Origin of the sequence: Oscillibacter sp., from assembly GCF_040505565.1 — a bacterium.
GTDB lineage: Bacteria > Bacillota > Clostridia > Oscillospirales > Oscillospiraceae > Oscillibacter.
Genome location: NZ_JBEUWZ010000004.1, coordinates 36,814 through 51,869, shown reverse-complemented (window position 1 = coordinate 51,869; position 15,056 = coordinate 36,814). Strand labels below are relative to the sequence as shown.

Genomic DNA, 15,056 nt, shown 5'->3' with positions numbered 1-15,056 from the left:
TTGTATTTTGATACCGGGACTCAGCCCAGCAGGGAAAGGCCGTGCTTCAGCCGGCGCAGCGTTTCATCCCGCCCCAGAATGCGGCAGATCTCCACCGCGCCGCCGGGCGTCACCAACTTGCCCGCCGCCGCGATCCGTACGGGCCACATCAGTGTGGCGTTCTTGACCGCCAGCTTTTCCGCAAGGTCGATCAGCGCGTCATGGATAGAGTCGGTATCCCAGGCGGGCAGCGCCTCCAGCACGGGGATGGCGACGGAGAGCATACCTTTGGAGACGGCCTTGTCGGTTTTGGACTTTTTATTTACATAAAACTCAACGTCATAGTCCGGCAGCACATCGAAGAAGTCCACCTTTTCGGGAATCTCCGTCAGCTTTTCGCACCGCGCCTGAAGCAGTGCGGCAACGGCGGCAGCGTCAATGGACGGATTTTGGACGCTCTTTCGGATATAGGGCTCCGCAATCTTTGAAAATTCCTCCGGCGCAAGGGCGCGGAGATACGTGGCGTTAAAATAGTCCAGCTTTGCGATGTCAAAGATGGCGGGTGACTTGGAAATTCCGGCAATGTCAAACGCATCCACGAGTTGATCAAGAGAGAAGATTTCCTGCTCGCTCAGCTCTCCCTTGGGCGCCCAGCCCAGCAGGGCGACATAATTCAAAACGGCAGTGGTCAGATACCCCTGCGCGATCAGGTCCTCGTAGGAGGGGTCCCCGTGGCGCTTGGACATTTTGTTGTGGGCGTCCCGCATGACGGGGGCGCAATGGACATAGGTGGGAATTTCCCAGCCGAACGCCTCGTACAAAAGGTTGTACTTCGGCGCGGAGCTGAGATACTCGCTGCCCCGGACCACATGGGTAATGCCCATCAGGTGGTCGTCCACCACGTTGGCAAAGTTATAGGTGGGCAGTCCGTCGGATTTGATGAGTACCTGATCGTCCAACGTGTCGTTCTCCACCGTAATATCCCCGAAGGTCACGTCGTGGAACGTGGTAGTTCCCTCACGGGGAATCTTCTGGCGAACGACATAGGGCGCGCCGGCGTCCAGCTTTGCCTGAATTTCGGAGCAAGAGAGATTAGGACAGCCGCAGTGGTGCTTTTTGACCTTGACGCCCTCTGCAACCTCCTGGGATTCATCCTCGTCCTTCCCGCAGAAGCACCGGTATGCAAAGCCTTTTTCCACCAGCAGCTCCGCATACTTTCCGTACAGGTCCCGGCGCTCCGACTGAATATAGGGGCCCGCCGGACCGCCCACATCGGGACCCTCGTCGTGATTCAGGCCGCACTCGGCCATGGTTTTGTAGATCACGTCGGTGGCGCCCGCCACCAAACGGACCTGATCGGTGTCCTCAATGCGTAGGATAAAAGTGCCGCCCGCGTGGCGGGCAATGAGCCAGGTGTAAAGCGCGGTGCGCAGGTTCCCCACGTGCATGTAGCCGGTGGGGGAGGGGGCGAAACGGGTGCGTACCTTCCCTCCGGGAATATGGGCCTCCATTTCGTCAAAGAATGCTTTATCAACAGCCATGAATTTACCTCCATGCAGAATTTAACAGGATATATTATCGCTTTTGTCTCCCTGAATGTCAAGAATTTTCCTGCTTTGCGCCGACGCAGGGGAAGGAAGCAGCCTTTGACGCCGCTGGGGGCAAAATCCCCGAAACGGATTGCACTTTTCCATACGCCGTGCTACAATAAAAAAGTTATATTGCCGCTTTATGGCCAACATGGGGTAAAGCGGCAGATTTTGAGGTGTTACCATGGAAAACGAGACACAGAAAAAACGGATTCTGAGCGGTATTCAGCCCTCCGGTGACCTGACCCTGGGCTCCTATCTGGGGGCCATCCGCAACTGGGCGGCGCTGGCGAACGAGTATGACTGCTATTATATGCTGGCGGACATGCACACCATCACGGTCCGTCAGGTCCCCTCCGAGCTGCGGCGGCACACCCTCACGCAGCTTGCAACCTATATCGCCTGCGGTCTGGACCCGAAGAAAAACACGCTGTTTGTCCAGTCCCACGTTCCGGCCCATGCCCAGCTGGGCTGGGTGCTGAACTGCTACACCATGTTCGGAGAGCTGAGCCGCATGACCCAGTTCAAGGATAAGTCCGCGAAAAACGCGGACAACATCAACGCGGGCCTGTTCACCTATCCGGCTTTGATGGCGGCGGACATTCTTCTGTATCAGGCGGATCTGGTGCCGGTGGGCGGCGACCAGAAGCAGCACGTGGAGATCTGCCGGGACATTGCCGCCCGCTTCAACGGGATCTACGGCGACGTGTTCAAAATTCCCGAGCCCTATATTCCGCAGATCGGGGCGCGGGTGATGAGCTTGGCCTCTCCGGAAAGCAAGATGAGCAAGTCCGACAAGGATCAAAACGGCTGCGTCTATATGCTGGAAAAGCCGGAGGACATTCTGCGCAAGTTCAAAAAGGCGGTGACGGACTCCGAGGCCTGCGTGCGGTACGACCAGAAGGAAAAGCCGGGTGTGTCCAATCTGATGCAGATTTACTCCGCCTGTACGGGCCGGGGCTTCGACACCATTGAGTCGGAGTTCGCCGGGCACGGCTACGGGGATTTCAAGACCGCCGTGGGCGAGGCGGTGGTGGAACTGCTGCGCCCCATCCGGGAGGAGACGGAGCGGCTGCTTGCCGACAAGGACGCCCTGCAGTCCATCTACCGCGACGGTGCGGAGCGGGCGGCAAAGGTCGCCAACCGGACGTTGGGCAAAGTCTACAAAAAGGTCGGCTTCATCGACCGCTGATTACAGCGCGCGCCGCCGGAGAAGCCGGACAAAGCGCGCGGTGAAAGGAATCGTTGTCACAATGCTATTGAATACGCATTTGTTTGCCGGGGTATCTCTGGCCCTGCTTGTGGCGCTGGTGGTCAGCTTTCTGGCGTCTCCCATCGTAAAAACCTTTGCCTACAAGGTGGGGGCGGTGGATGTTCCCAAGGACAACCGCCGGATGCACCATGTTCCCATTCCGCGGCTGGGCGGGCTGGCCATTTTTTTGGGCTTCATTGTGAGCATCCTGCTGTTTGCGGAGATGACGAACCAATTTCGCAGCATTCTTCTGGGGGCCGTCATCATCGTGGTACTGGGTGTGGTGGACGACATCACGCCCCTGCCCGCCAAGTTCAAATTTCTCATCCAGATCGCGGCGGCACTGATTCCGGCGCTCAACGGCGTGGTGATCCACGTTCTGAGCAACCCCAACCTGCTCTCGGAAAATCCATACTGGGACATGGGTGTGCTGTCCATTCCAATCACGGTGCTGTGGATCGTGGCGATTACCAATGCGGTGAACCTGATCGACGGACTGGACGGCCTTGCCATCGGCGTGTCTGCCATCTCCGCCACTACCGTGCTTGTAATCTCGCTGCTGGTCAGCGAGGTCCAGGTTGCCGTGGTCATGGCGGCGCTGGTGGGAGCCTGCGTCGGCTTCATGCCCTATAACCTCAACCCCGCCAAAATGTTCATGGGGGACACCGGAGCAACGTTCTTGGGTTATATTCTGGCCTGCATGTCTGTGGAGGGACTGTTCAAATCCTGGGCCATCATCTCCTTCGCGGTGCCGTTTCTGATTCTGGGCCTGCCGATCTTCGACACGGCATTCGCTTTCATCCGCCGCATTGCCCACGGGCAAAGCCCCATGCAGGCGGACCGCAGCCATATCCACCACCGCCTCATCGACATGGGCCTGAACCAGAAACAGGCGGTGGCCACGCTGTACGTGATCTCCGCGATTTTGGGCCTCAGTGCCGTGGTGCTGACCACCAGCGGTGAGCTGCGGGCCATGATCTTTTTCGTGTCGCTGTGCGTGGTTGCGGTGGTGGCCGCAAGGGCTGTGTTTCCTAAGGAGGTCCGGGAGGAGCTCCACGAGGAGATGGAGGAGCTGAAGGAACACGGACACCATACGGAGGCACCGGAGTCCCCGGCGCCCCCGGCGCAGGACGGACCCTCCGTCCCGGGAAAGCCCGAGACACATGAGCCGGAGGGCTGGGAAAAGGAGGAGGACCAGTGATGGGGAAAATTCGTGTGATGAGCGTCTTCGGCACCCGGCCGGAGGCCATCAAAATGGCGCCTCTAGTCAGAGAACTGTCCGCGCGGGAGGGAATTGAGAGCCTTTGCTGCGTCACGGCGCAGCACCGCCAGATGCTGGACTCCGTACTGGAGGTCTTCGATTTGAAGCCGGACTGGGATCTGGACATCATGACCCCCCGGCAGACTCTCTCCACCATCACCAGCAAGTGTCTTTTGGGGATGGACGAGGCCATAGACGCGCTGAAACCGGACATGATTCTGGTACACGGAGATACCTCTACCACCTTCGCGGGAGCGCTGTCCGCGTTTTATCATCAGGTGAAGGTGGGCCACGTGGAGGCAGGGCTTCGAACCTATGACAAGTATTCTCCCTTTCCAGAGGAGATGAACCGGGTGCTGGTGTCCCGACTGGCGGACCTCTATTTCTGCCCTACGGTGAACAACCGGGACAATCTCAGGAAAGAGGGCATCCGGGAGGGCCTGTTCATCACCGGAAACACGGTGATCGACGCGCTGAAGACCACTGTCCGTCCGGACTATCACTTCTCCACGGAGGAGCTGAACCGTCTGCCCTACGGGGAGAAAAAGGTGTGCCTTGTCACCTGCCACCGCAGAGAGAACTACGGCGAGCCTATGAAAAATATTATGCTTGCCCTGCGCCAGATCGCAGAGGAAAACAGCGACGTGGAGCTGGTGTATCCCGTCCATCTGAGCCCCGTAGTACGGGAGGCGGTGGACCAATATCTTCGGGGTGCGCCGAGAGTACATCTGATCGACCCGCTGCCCGCCGATGAGATGCACAATCTCATGGCGCGCTGCTTTTTGGTGCTGACCGACTCCGGAGGACTTCAGGAGGAAGCCCCCGCTCTTGGAAAGCCGGTTCTGGTACTGCGCCGGGAGACGGAGCGGCCCGAGGCCGTAGCCGCCGGAACGGTAAAGCTGGCGGGCGTCAATCAGGACGATATCGTCACCATGGCCACGCGCCTGATTCGGGATCGTGGGGCCTATGACCAGATGGCCCGCGCCGTGAATCCCTATGGCGATGGCCGCGCCTGCGCGCGCATCGCGGACGCTATCGAGTGGCATTTCGGCCTGCGCAGCGACCTGCCGGAGGACTATACCGGCGCCTAAGTCAAAGACGGCGGGGAGGGAGGGCACCATGAGAAACCGCAAAATTGGAAAGTTTACCGCCGCCGGTTTCGTGGTTGTGTTTGTGCTGGTGGTGGCGATCCTGCTGATCAACAGCCTGCGCCGCTCCTCCCGCATTGTCCTGCCGGATGTCGTCCAGCCCACGGAGGATTCCTCGGCGATTGACGGCGGGAAGATTGACGCGATCACACCCATCGCCGTGACGCCGGAGACGGTGCAGTTCGCCATCGAATCCCTCCACCGCCCCGCCAGCTACCGGCGGAGCATCACTGTGGAGCGGCTATGGAGCGGCGGAACCGGCACGACGGATGTCACCGTGTCCGTCAGTGGCGGCTGGACCCGGACGGATACCGCACCGAAGGGCCAGCAGACCCGCCACACCCTCACCAACGGCAAGACCACCTACATTTGGTACGGGAATCAGACCAGCGTCTACAGCTGCTCGGCCGGGGACATCTCTGCAGACGAGGAGCAGGAAATCTCCACCTATGAGGATGTGCTGGCTCTGCCGGTGAACCAGATCGAAAAGGCGGATTACCGGAGCCTCTCCGGGGTGAACTGCATTTATGTGGAAACGGGAGAGGACGAGAACGGCTACGTTCTGCGGTACTGGGTCAGCGTGGACACCGGACTTCTAGCGGCGGCGGAGTGGCTGAAGGACGGCGAGACCATCTACCGCATGGGGTCCCCAACACTGGATTCCTCCGGGCCATCCACGAAAGATTTTACCCTGCCGGACGGAACGGTTCTGACCGAAGCGGCATAATTTAGAAGCGGCTTTCCGTACATACGGAAAGCCGCTTTTCTATAAGATCAACAGCAGGCCCAAAGCGATCAGGAGCTCTTCGTCGGCTTCTTCCTTAAATAGAAAAAACAAAAGCAGGAGGAGCAGCAGATCGCCGGAGTCCACGTTGTCCAAATGAAATTTGTCCAGCATCTTCCGCAGTGCTGCGGAGATTCCCTCGCCGTGCAGCGGCGGGGGGGGCGGGCCGTAAAACGGGCCGTTTGGAGGCGGGGGCGGCGGGCCGGAAAATGGGCCGTTTGGGGGAGCATGAGGGTGTCCGCCGGGACCCGGCGCGGGACCGCCAGATCCGCCAGGGACGGGTCCGCTTCCGTGCGGGGGCGGTGGATTTCCGAGACCGGACCGGAGGTCTTCTTCGGGAATTCGGGAGTAAGAGCCGTTATCGTTGCGGATATAGCGGTTATACATCCCTCATGCCTCCCAACCGGCGATAAATTTCTTCCCGATGTGGACAATACGCGCCAGCTGAAGCGCCCGTTCGATCTTCATCTGCCGCTCCGGCTTCAAATAGGGGCGCAAAGCGTACAGCAGCGCCCGGCTATTGTTGTTCTGGGGACTGCCTAGCTCCTGAACCAACGGCATCAGCCGGGCTATCGTCGCGGGGTCGATGCCGCCCAGCAGGGACGAAAGCGGATTGCCTCCCGGCGGCGCTCCCTGGGGCGCCTGAAAATTTCCCGGTGGGGGAAAGCCGCTCTGCGGCGGAGGACTCTGATAGCCTCCCTGAGGCTGACCAGGCGGAGGATAATAGCCGCCCTGGGGCGGATATCCGTTTTGCGCCGGACCCGGCTGAGGGGGAGAGGCGGAGGCCCCGCCGTTCAGGGACTGCGCCAGCTGCATAATCTGCGCCATGCTGTTGGGGTCCGACAGCAACGCGTTCAGTTTATCCTCAAATTCCGCCATGCCATCCGCCCCCTTTCCGGTTTACTTTTTTGTCGCCTGATTGATGCGTTCCACCAGCGCCGCTCCTTCGGGACTTTGCATCAGCTGGTTCACCATCTGCATGATCTGACCGTTGTCACCCTGCATGGCGCTGACGGCTGCCTTTTGGAGAGCCGGGCCTCCGTAGGACTGAGTCATCAGCTGGACCAGTCTGTGTCCGTCCTGAGAGGTAAGGATTCGCTGAATGGCGGCCGGGTCCTGATTCATCTGCTGAATGGTCTGATTGGTATTGTCGTCCATGGTACCCTCCTGTCAATGGTCGAATTGTATCTGTCAAAGCAGTATATGACCGGAAGGGGGGAAATGTGCCGCCGGACGGAAAATTCCCGTCCGGAGCGGAACCCCTGCGGGCGGGGCCGTAACCGGACGGGAATTTTAATGCGCCGCCGCACGCGGCCGCAGAGGAATTCGTTACCGTTCGCTCAGATAGGCTTTGACGTCAAACTCCATGAGAGCGGTGTCCCGCTTGAGGTACAGCGGATGGTGGGGGTGGCCGGACTTCAGAGGCGGACCGGCGGTGAACCATCTGGCTCCAGCGGACCGGCCTTGTGTGGCGAAGTCCCGCAGGCATTCCATCAGGTAGGGCCGCTTTTCAATGATGTTGCCCCAGGCGGCCCAGACGGCGGGTTGGGGAGAAAGAGACAGGAGGTACGCGAAGGCCCTGAGGTTCTCCCCGTGGAGAAAGAGATTGCAGGCCTTCTCCATGTCGTCTGGCCGGGTGGCCCGCTGGGCATATACATTGAACATGAGAAAGCTGTCGTACCCGTTGCTCAGGGCAATGCGCTGGGCGGATTGCAGCGTGGGGTCCAGCGCGTCTGGCGCGGCGGTGGAAGGGTTGATGCCCACGCAGATCAGGGGCTTTTCGCCCCGGGTCCCCAGGATATATCGGTATTCAGAGTAGGCGTTGGGGACGTACAGCCATTTGGCGGCGTCGTAGTCCGGGGAGGGCCGCAGCGCGTGGCACAGCGCCGCATCAAAGGACATTACCTTGATCTCTCCGGTGGTGGAACTGGGAATGTGCATCGGCTTGGCTCCTTTTCGACATTTTCCTCAGTGTAACAGGCCGGGGGCAAAAATGCAAATCCTCCGTTCTTTTCTTTCTTGGCGGATTGTGGTAAAATAGCTGCAAAGACGGTCGTTTAAAGCAGCCGAATGGAATTTTACCGGTTCAGCCGGAGACGCGGAAAGGGAGAGAGCCATGCTGACGATCCTGATGGGCCGGGCGAGGTCCGGAAAATCAAAGCGGATTCTGCGGGAGATCGCCGAAAAGGGAGATTCATCTCGGCAGATCCTGCTGGTGCCGGAGCATGCCTCCCATCAGGCGGAGGTGGACCTGTGCCGGGCCTGCGGGGACACCGCCAGCCGCCACGCGGAGGTTTTGAGCTTTCGGCGTCTCGCCACCCGCGTTCTGGCCATCACCGGCGGCGCGGCGGACGTGACACTCGACGCCGGGGGAAAGCTGCTGACGCTGCAAATGTCTCTGACGGAGTTGGCCCCGGTGCTGAAGGTCTACCGCCGCCCCAGCCAGCGCGCCGCGTTTTTGGAGCAGCTCATGGGGCTTTTGGACGAGCTGACCAGCTACGCCGTGACGCCGGAGACTTTTGCCGCCCAGGCGCAGGATATTTCCGGTGCCATGGGGGACAAGCTGCGGGATCTTGCACTGATCTACGCGGATTACCATGCCCGGCTCTGCCGTCCGGGGCTGGACGGAAGGGACCGGATGAGCAAACTCCAGGACCATCTGGAGGAATCCGGGTACGCCGACGGTAAAGACGTTTATTTGGACGGCTTCTCCTATTTCAACGGGCTGGAGCAGGGGGTGCTGTCCGTCTTTCTGCGGCGGGCGGCGTCCGTGATGGTGACGCTGCTGGGGGAAGAGAACAACGCCGGCGAGATATTCGAAGTCTCCGTGCGGACCCGGGACCGTTTGTGCCGCCTGGCGGCGGAGGCGGGCCAGGCCTGTGAAATTCAATATGTCCAAGACAGGGACGACTCTCCGCTGGGTCTTGTGGAGCGGGCGTTTTTTGGCGGGGACGAGACTTGGGATGGCCCGACGGACGCCGTCCGCGTCAGGGATGCGGACACCGCCTTCACGGAGGTGGAGCAGACCGCTGCCGACATTGTGCGGCTGGTGAAGACGGGAAAATGCCGCTTCCGGGACATCACCGTGGCGGCGCGGAACATGAAGGACTACGAATCCACCATTGAAAATGTGTTCGAGCGGTACGGCGTGCCGGTGTTTCTCAGCCGCCGCAGCGACATTTTGGAAAAGCCGGTGCTGTCCCTTCTGGCCGGAGCACTGGACTCCGTTACCGGCGGGTGCGAGTACGAGGACATGTTTCACTATCTCAAAACCGGTTTAGCCGGGCTGAGCCCGGCGGAGTGCGACCGACTGGAAAACTACGCCCTCACGTGGGAGATACACGGCTCCCTCTGGCTGCGGGAAGCGGACTGGGCCGCCAATCCCGGCGGCTACGGCGCGCCCTGGACAGAAGCGCAAAAAGCAGAGCTTCAGGAGCTGAACGATCTGCGCCACCGGGTTCGCGGGCCGCTGAAGCTCCTGTCGGACGGCATGAAAGCCGCTGAGACAGCGAGTGAACAGGTAAATGCACTCTACAGTTTTATGGAGGCTTTGGACCTTCAGTCCTCGCTGGAAGGCCAGATGAAGGCCCTGGGCGAGCAGGGTGAATTGCAGACGGCAGAGGAGACGAGTCAGCTGTGGGGAATCCTCTGCGGCGTACTGGACCAGTTCGTGGAAATTCTGGGGAACGAGGCCATGGACCCGGAGTCCTTCGCCCGGTTGTTCCGGCTGCTTCTGACGCAGTACAGCGTGGGGACCATTCCACCCGCGCTGGATCAGGTGTCCGCCAGCGAAATCACCCGGAACGACCGCCACACGACGAAGTATCTTTTTTTGCTGGGAGCCAACGACCATGTGCTGCCCGCCGTGGCCCAGAGCGGCGGCGTGCTGAACGACGACGACCGAGAAGAGTTGGCCTCCCGGGGTATTCATTTGGCCCCCACCGGTATGGACCAGTTCAACGTTGAGCTTCAAAATCTATACGCCTCTCTGGCCCAGCCCACGGACGGGCTAACTGTGAGCTATCCCATCTCCGACGTGAATGGGGCGCAGCTCCGGCCCGCCTTTGTGGTGGAGCGGCTGGGAAAGCTGTTCCCGGATAACCGTTTGGAGAGGGAGAGCGGTGAAAAGGAATATCGCCTGTCAGCCATTGCGCCCGCTTTAGAAGCCGCTGGTCAGGACCCGGGCGGTCCGGTGTGGCGCTGGTTCGCGGAAAAGCCGGACTGGGCGGAGCGTCTGACGGCGATGGAGCGGGCGGCGGCCATGGGCCGGGGACGGCTGACCCTGCCCGCCGTTCGTGCGCTGTACGGCGAGCGGTTCAATATGTCCGCGTCCCGGCTTGAAAAGCTGCGCCAGTGCCATTTCGCGTACTTCATGCAGTACGGACTGAAGGCCAGACAGCGCGAAACGGCCTCCTTTGATGCGCCGCAAATCGGCACGTTTTTACATTTTATTTTGGAAAATGTCACGGCAGAAGCGGCGAAACAGGGCGGATTTGCGAATGTTTCCCAGGAAATGCTTCGTCGACTGACCGACCGCTTTATGGATTCGTTCGTCCAAAAGGAGCTGCCCAACCTTCAGGACCGGACGGCCCGGTTCCGGTATCTTTTCTCCCGTCTCAGGACCACGGCCTACGCCGTGGTGGAGGAGACGGCGCGGGAGCTGGCGCAGTCGGACTTTGTACCGGTGGAATTTGAGCTGTCATTCGGGGACAAGGGAACGCTGCCTGCCGTCACTGTGTCCGAGCCGGACGGGGAGCTTCGGGTGAATGGCAAGGTGGACCGGGTGGACGGCTGGGTCAAGGACAACAGGCTCTACCTCCGGGTGGTGGACTACAAGACTGGGAAGAAGAGCTTTGATTTGGCGGAGGTACGCATGGGGCTGGACATCCAGATGCTGTTGTACCTGTTTGCGCTGCAAAACGAGGGAAAAGCCTACTTCCAGCGGGACGTGGTGCCCGCAGGAGTGCTGTATCTCCCGGCGCGGGACGACATTCTGGCGCAGGAGCGGAACGTGACGCCGGAGAAACTGGCCCAGGAACGGGCTAAAACCCTGCGCCGCAGCGGCCTTTTACTGAACGAGTCGGAGGTTCTGCGGGCCATGGAGCACGACGCGCTGACGGAGCCGAAATACCTGCCGCTGCGGGTGGATCGGGAGGGGAACCTCTCCGGCAGCATCGCCACTGCCGCCCAGCTGGGAAAGTTGGGGAACTACGTGGAGCATTTGCTCCACACCATCGCTGACGAGGTGCGCGACGGTATGATCGACGCAGACCCCTGCTGCCACGACGAGAGCGACAGCGTGTGCCAGTTCTGCGACTGGGCGCCTGCCTGTCACTTTGAGGACGGCCGGGGCGGTGACCGCCTGCGGTACATCCAGAAGGTGACGGTTGCGGAGTTCTGGCAGCAGATGGATGGGGAGGGAGACGGACGTGGCTAACATTCAATTGACCGACGCCCAGCGGGCGGCGGTGGAGAACCGGGGCGGAAGCCTGCTGGTGTCGGCGGCGGCAGGGTCCGGCAAGACGAAAGTGCTTGTGGAGCGGCTGTTTCTCTACATTCTCGAGGACGGCTGCAACATCGACGATTTCCTCATGATCACCTATACGAAAGCCGCCGCTGCGGAGCTGCGGAGCAAAATCGCCTCAGAACTGGGTAAACTCTTGGGAGAGAACCCCGGCAATGCCCATCTCCGCCGCCAACTGCTGCGGGTCTATCAGGCGGACATTAAAACGGTGGACGCCTTCTGCACGGCGCTTCTCCGGGAGAACGTCCACCTGTTGGCCCGGGACGGGGAGAAATACTGCCTGACCCCGGACTTCCGGGTGCTGGATGAGGGAGAGGCGGCGCTGCTGCGCCGCCGGGTGCTGGACCGGACGCTGGAGGATTTTTACAAAAAACTTGTTGAAACTCCCGGCGCAGAGCTGCTGGCGGACACGCTGGGCGCGGGCCGGGACGACGGCGCGCTGGCTGAGCTTGTGCTGGAACTCCACGGAAAGCTCCAGAGCCACGCCTACCCACAGCGGTGGCTGGAGGAGAACCGGGAGAAGTGGGAGCACCTCTCCGGAGTGTTCGACGAAACGCCCTATGCAGCGGAGCTGCTGGCGGGCGTTGCCCGCAGAGCAGCGTCCTGGTCAAAAATTCTCCGTTGCGGTGCAGAGAGTGTTGAAAGTGATATAGCTTTACATACTGGATATGGAGAGAAGTTCCTGTCCGCAGCGGATTCGCTGGATGCTTTGCGAGACGCCGCTCAGGGCTGGGACAGCGCAGGAAACATGGCGGAGGCGGTGGACTTTCCCCACCTGACTACCCCAAAAGGTCGAAAAGACGACCCGGAGGTTCTGCGCCTAAAGACCTTGTGGGACGAATGTAAGGCGGATGTGAAGAAGCTGCGGACGCTGCTGGCCGTCACCGGAGGGGAGGCCATGGAGGATTTACAAGCCGTGGCTCCCGCCATGGCGGCGCTGCTGGCACTGACAGCGGAATTTTCCCGGCGCTACCGAAATGAAAAGCTGCGGCTGAACGCGGCGGACTTCTCCGACCAGGAACATCTGGCGCTGGAGCTGCTGACGAATGAGGACGGTAATACCACGGAGCTGGGGGAGCAGGTCTCCGCCCGCTATCGGGAAATTCTGGTGGACGAATATCAGGACACCAACGAGGTCCAGAACCACATTTTTCAGGCGGTATCCCGGGAGGGGAAGAACCTGTTCACCGTGGGCGATGTGAAGCAGTCCATCTACCGGTTCCGGCTGGCGGACCCCACCATCTTCCTGCGGAAATACGCCGCCTTCAAATCCCACGCCGACGCGGCGGAGGGGGAGGAGCGGAAAATATTGCTATCCCAGAATTTCCGCTCCCGGAAGGAAATTCTGGATGCCGCCAACTTCATCTTTGAGAACATCATGTCCCCGGAGCTGGGAGAGATAAAGTACGGCGAGGACGAAAAGCTGCACTTCGGCGCGGCCTACTACCCCGAGCGAAACGACTGCACCACGGAGTACCATTTGATTTCCGCCCGCCAGCGGTCGGCGGAGCTTGAGCGCCCGGTGAAAAAGGGCGTAGCGGAGGCCAGGCTGGCGGCGCAGCGCATTTGGCAGCTGCTGGATGAGAAGTACCCCATCACGGGGGAGGATGGCACACTGCGGCCCTGCCGCCCGGAGGACATCGTGATTCTGATGCGCTCGCCGGGAAGCCGGGCGGCGGTGTTCGCGGCGGCACTGGCGGAGCGGGGGGTACCCTGTTCCTTTCAGGAGCGGGGGGACTACTTCTCCTCTATGGAAGTATCCACCCTGCTGAGCCTGCTCCATGTGATTGACAACCCCCGGCAGGACGTGCCGCTGATTGCCGTTCTCCGCTCGCCCCTGTTCGGGTTCACGCCGGACCGGCTGGCGCGGGTGCGGGCGTCCTCTGCCGCTGGGGACTATTACGACGCGGTAACAAGCGACGGCGGGGAGGACTGCCGCGCGTTTCTTGAAACGCTGGACCGCCTGCGGCTTCTGGCCCGGGACATGAGTGTGGAGCGGCTGCTGTGGCATATTTACAACGAGTTGAACGTGTTGGGCGTATTCGGGGCCATGGACCGGGGCGAGGAGCGGAAGGAAAATTTGATCGCCCTGACGGAACACGCGGAGAAATTCGAGTCCAATGGCTGCCGGGGACTGTTCCTGTTTTTGGAGCAGCTTCAAAAGCTGATCGACAGCGATCAGGCGCCCGCCACCCGGGGAAAATCGGAATTGGGCGGTGTTCGGCTCATGAGCGTCCACAAGTCCAAGGGACTGGAATTTCCCATCGTGCTGCTGTGCGACCTGGACCGGACGTTTTCCCGGATGGATTTCGACACCCCGGTGCTGGTTCATCCGGAGCTGGGTCTCGGCCCCCGGCGGGTGGACCTTGACCGCCACATCCATTATCCCACCATGGCCCGCCGGGCGATCGAGGAAAAGCTCCGCCGGGAAAACCAGTCGGAGGAGCAGCGCATTTTATACGTGGCCATGACCCGGCCAAAGGAAAAGCTGATTTTGCTGCACAGCCTGTATCATACGCAGAGCACTTTGAAACGACTGGCCAGCCTTGCCGCCTGCCCGGTCCCGCCGGAGACGGCGGCGGGGTGCCGGAGCTATGGCGAGTGGCTTTTGCTGCCTCTCCTGTGCCGTCCGGAGGCAAAACCCCTGCGGGACCTTGCGGGTGTGGAGCCGGAAAACCTCTGCGCGGGGGACGAGAGTCCGTGGCAGGTGTTTTTGCATGACAGCGAGGATTTCCGAGAGATTTTGCCCATTCGGACGGAACGCAGGAAGACCGGAGACGAGGGGTGCGCGGACCTGAGCCTGTTGGATCGGAGCTATCCCTACGAAGCGGCCACCCGCCTTCCCGCCAAGCGGACGGCAACCCAACTGAAGGGCCGAGAGAAAGACGATGAGGCGGCGGAAAATGCGCCCCGCCCGCCCGCTCTGCGTCCGCTGGACCAACCCCGGTTCCGTCAGGAGCGCCAGGGGCTCACCCCCACGGAGCGGGGTACGGCGGTCCATCTGGCCCTTCAATATCTGAACTTTGCCGACCCGGACGCCGTGGGACAGGTGGCGGCGTTACGAGAAAAGCGTCTACTGACGCCTCAGCAGGCGGACTGCGTGGACGTGGGGCAGCTGGAAGCCCTGCTGGCCTCGCCGCTGGCGGAGGATATCCGCTCTGGGAAAAATGTCCTACGGGAGTATCCCTTCACCGTTCTGATCTCCGCATCGGAGCTGGATGCAGACGCGGGAGACGACCAGGTGCTGTTACAGGGCGTGGTGGACTGCTGCTTTGAGACGGCAGAGGGCCTCACGGTGGTGGACTTCAAGACCGACCGCGTATTCGAGGAGGACGTTCGGCGCCGGGCGGAGCATTACCGTCCCCAGTTGGAGGCTTACAGCGCCGCGCTGGAACGGGTTCTGGAAAAAAAAGTGGTCCGCAGGGCACTGTACTTTCTGTCTCCCGGCGAAACGGTGAATTTGTGAGGAAAAACAGCAGAATATACTGGAAAACTCTGCTGCGTTATGCTATACTACGT

11 protein-coding genes are annotated in these 15,056 nt (G+C 60.8%); 6 read left to right on the top strand and 5 right to left on the bottom strand.

The features are described from left to right. Window positions 1–20: 20 nt before the first annotated feature. Window positions 21–1,520: a glutamate--tRNA ligase gene (gene gltX, locus ABWQ15_RS00835; protein ID WP_353906928.1), complete on the bottom strand. Its 1,500-nt coding sequence runs from the start codon at window positions 1,518–1,520 to the stop codon at window positions 21–23. A 232-nt stretch (window positions 1,521–1,752) separates the two neighbouring features. On the opposite strand from gltX, the gene trpS reads away from it, so the two are divergent. The 4 genes from trpS (at window position 1,753) to ABWQ15_RS00815 (ending at window position 5,956) form a co-directional block, all read left to right on the top strand. Further along, window positions 1,753–2,760 carry a tryptophan--tRNA ligase gene (gene trpS / locus ABWQ15_RS00830; protein WP_353906927.1) on the top strand — a complete coding sequence of 336 codons (1,008 nt, stop codon included), beginning with the start codon at window positions 1,753–1,755 and terminating at the stop codon, window positions 2,758–2,760. Window positions 2,761–2,821: 61 nt separating this feature from the next. Beyond that, entirely contained in the window at window positions 2,822–4,021 is a 1,200-nt protein-coding gene (locus ABWQ15_RS00825; protein WP_353906926.1) for an MraY family glycosyltransferase, read from the top strand. Continuing rightward, entirely contained in the window at window positions 4,021–5,172 is a 1,152-nt protein-coding gene (gene wecB / locus ABWQ15_RS00820) for a non-hydrolyzing UDP-N-acetylglucosamine 2-epimerase (RefSeq protein WP_353906925.1), read from the top strand. The genes ABWQ15_RS00825 and wecB overlap by 1 nt, the downstream gene beginning before the upstream one ends. Before the next feature lie 28 nt (window positions 5,173–5,200). Further along, window positions 5,201–5,956 (top strand): hypothetical protein, encoded by a 756-nt coding sequence (locus ABWQ15_RS00815; protein WP_353906924.1) that lies wholly within the window; start codon window positions 5,201–5,203, stop codon window positions 5,954–5,956. A 39-nt stretch (window positions 5,957–5,995) separates the two neighbouring features. On the opposite strand, the gene ABWQ15_RS00810 is transcribed toward ABWQ15_RS00815, so the two are convergent. The 4 genes from ABWQ15_RS00810 to ABWQ15_RS00795 all read right to left on the bottom strand — a co-directional run bounded on the left by ABWQ15_RS00810 (window position 5,996) and on the right by ABWQ15_RS00795 (window position 7,954). Further along, window positions 5,996–6,400: a hypothetical protein gene (locus ABWQ15_RS00810; protein ID WP_353906923.1), complete on the bottom strand. Its 405-nt coding sequence runs from the start codon at window positions 6,398–6,400 to the stop codon at window positions 5,996–5,998. Between the two features lie 3 nt (window positions 6,401–6,403). Next, on the bottom strand, window positions 6,404–6,892 hold the full coding sequence (locus tag ABWQ15_RS00805; protein ID WP_353906922.1) for a hypothetical protein: 489 nt from the start codon (window positions 6,890–6,892) through the stop codon (window positions 6,404–6,406). Between the two features lie 21 nt (window positions 6,893–6,913). Beyond that, entirely contained in the window at window positions 6,914–7,171 is a 258-nt protein-coding gene (locus ABWQ15_RS00800; protein WP_353906921.1) for a hypothetical protein, read from the bottom strand. 171 nt (window positions 7,172–7,342) lie between these two features. Then, window positions 7,343–7,954 (bottom strand): DUF1643 domain-containing protein, encoded by a 612-nt coding sequence (locus ABWQ15_RS00795; protein WP_353906920.1) that lies wholly within the window; start codon window positions 7,952–7,954, stop codon window positions 7,343–7,345. Window positions 7,955–8,129: 175 nt separating this feature from the next. Between ABWQ15_RS00795 and ABWQ15_RS00790 the strand changes: the two genes are divergently transcribed. Both ABWQ15_RS00790 and addA read left to right on the top strand, forming a co-directional pair. Next, window positions 8,130–11,450 carry a PD-(D/E)XK nuclease family protein gene (locus ABWQ15_RS00790; RefSeq protein WP_353906919.1) on the top strand — a complete coding sequence of 1,107 codons (3,321 nt, stop codon included), beginning with the start codon at window positions 8,130–8,132 and terminating at the stop codon, window positions 11,448–11,450. Further along, complete coding sequence (gene addA, locus ABWQ15_RS00785) at window positions 11,443–15,003, top strand: helicase-exonuclease AddAB subunit AddA (RefSeq protein ID WP_353906918.1); 3,561 nt, start codon at window positions 11,443–11,445, stop codon at window positions 15,001–15,003. Before ABWQ15_RS00790 ends, addA begins: the two co-directional genes overlap by 8 nt. Window positions 15,004–15,056 lie beyond the last annotated feature (53 nt).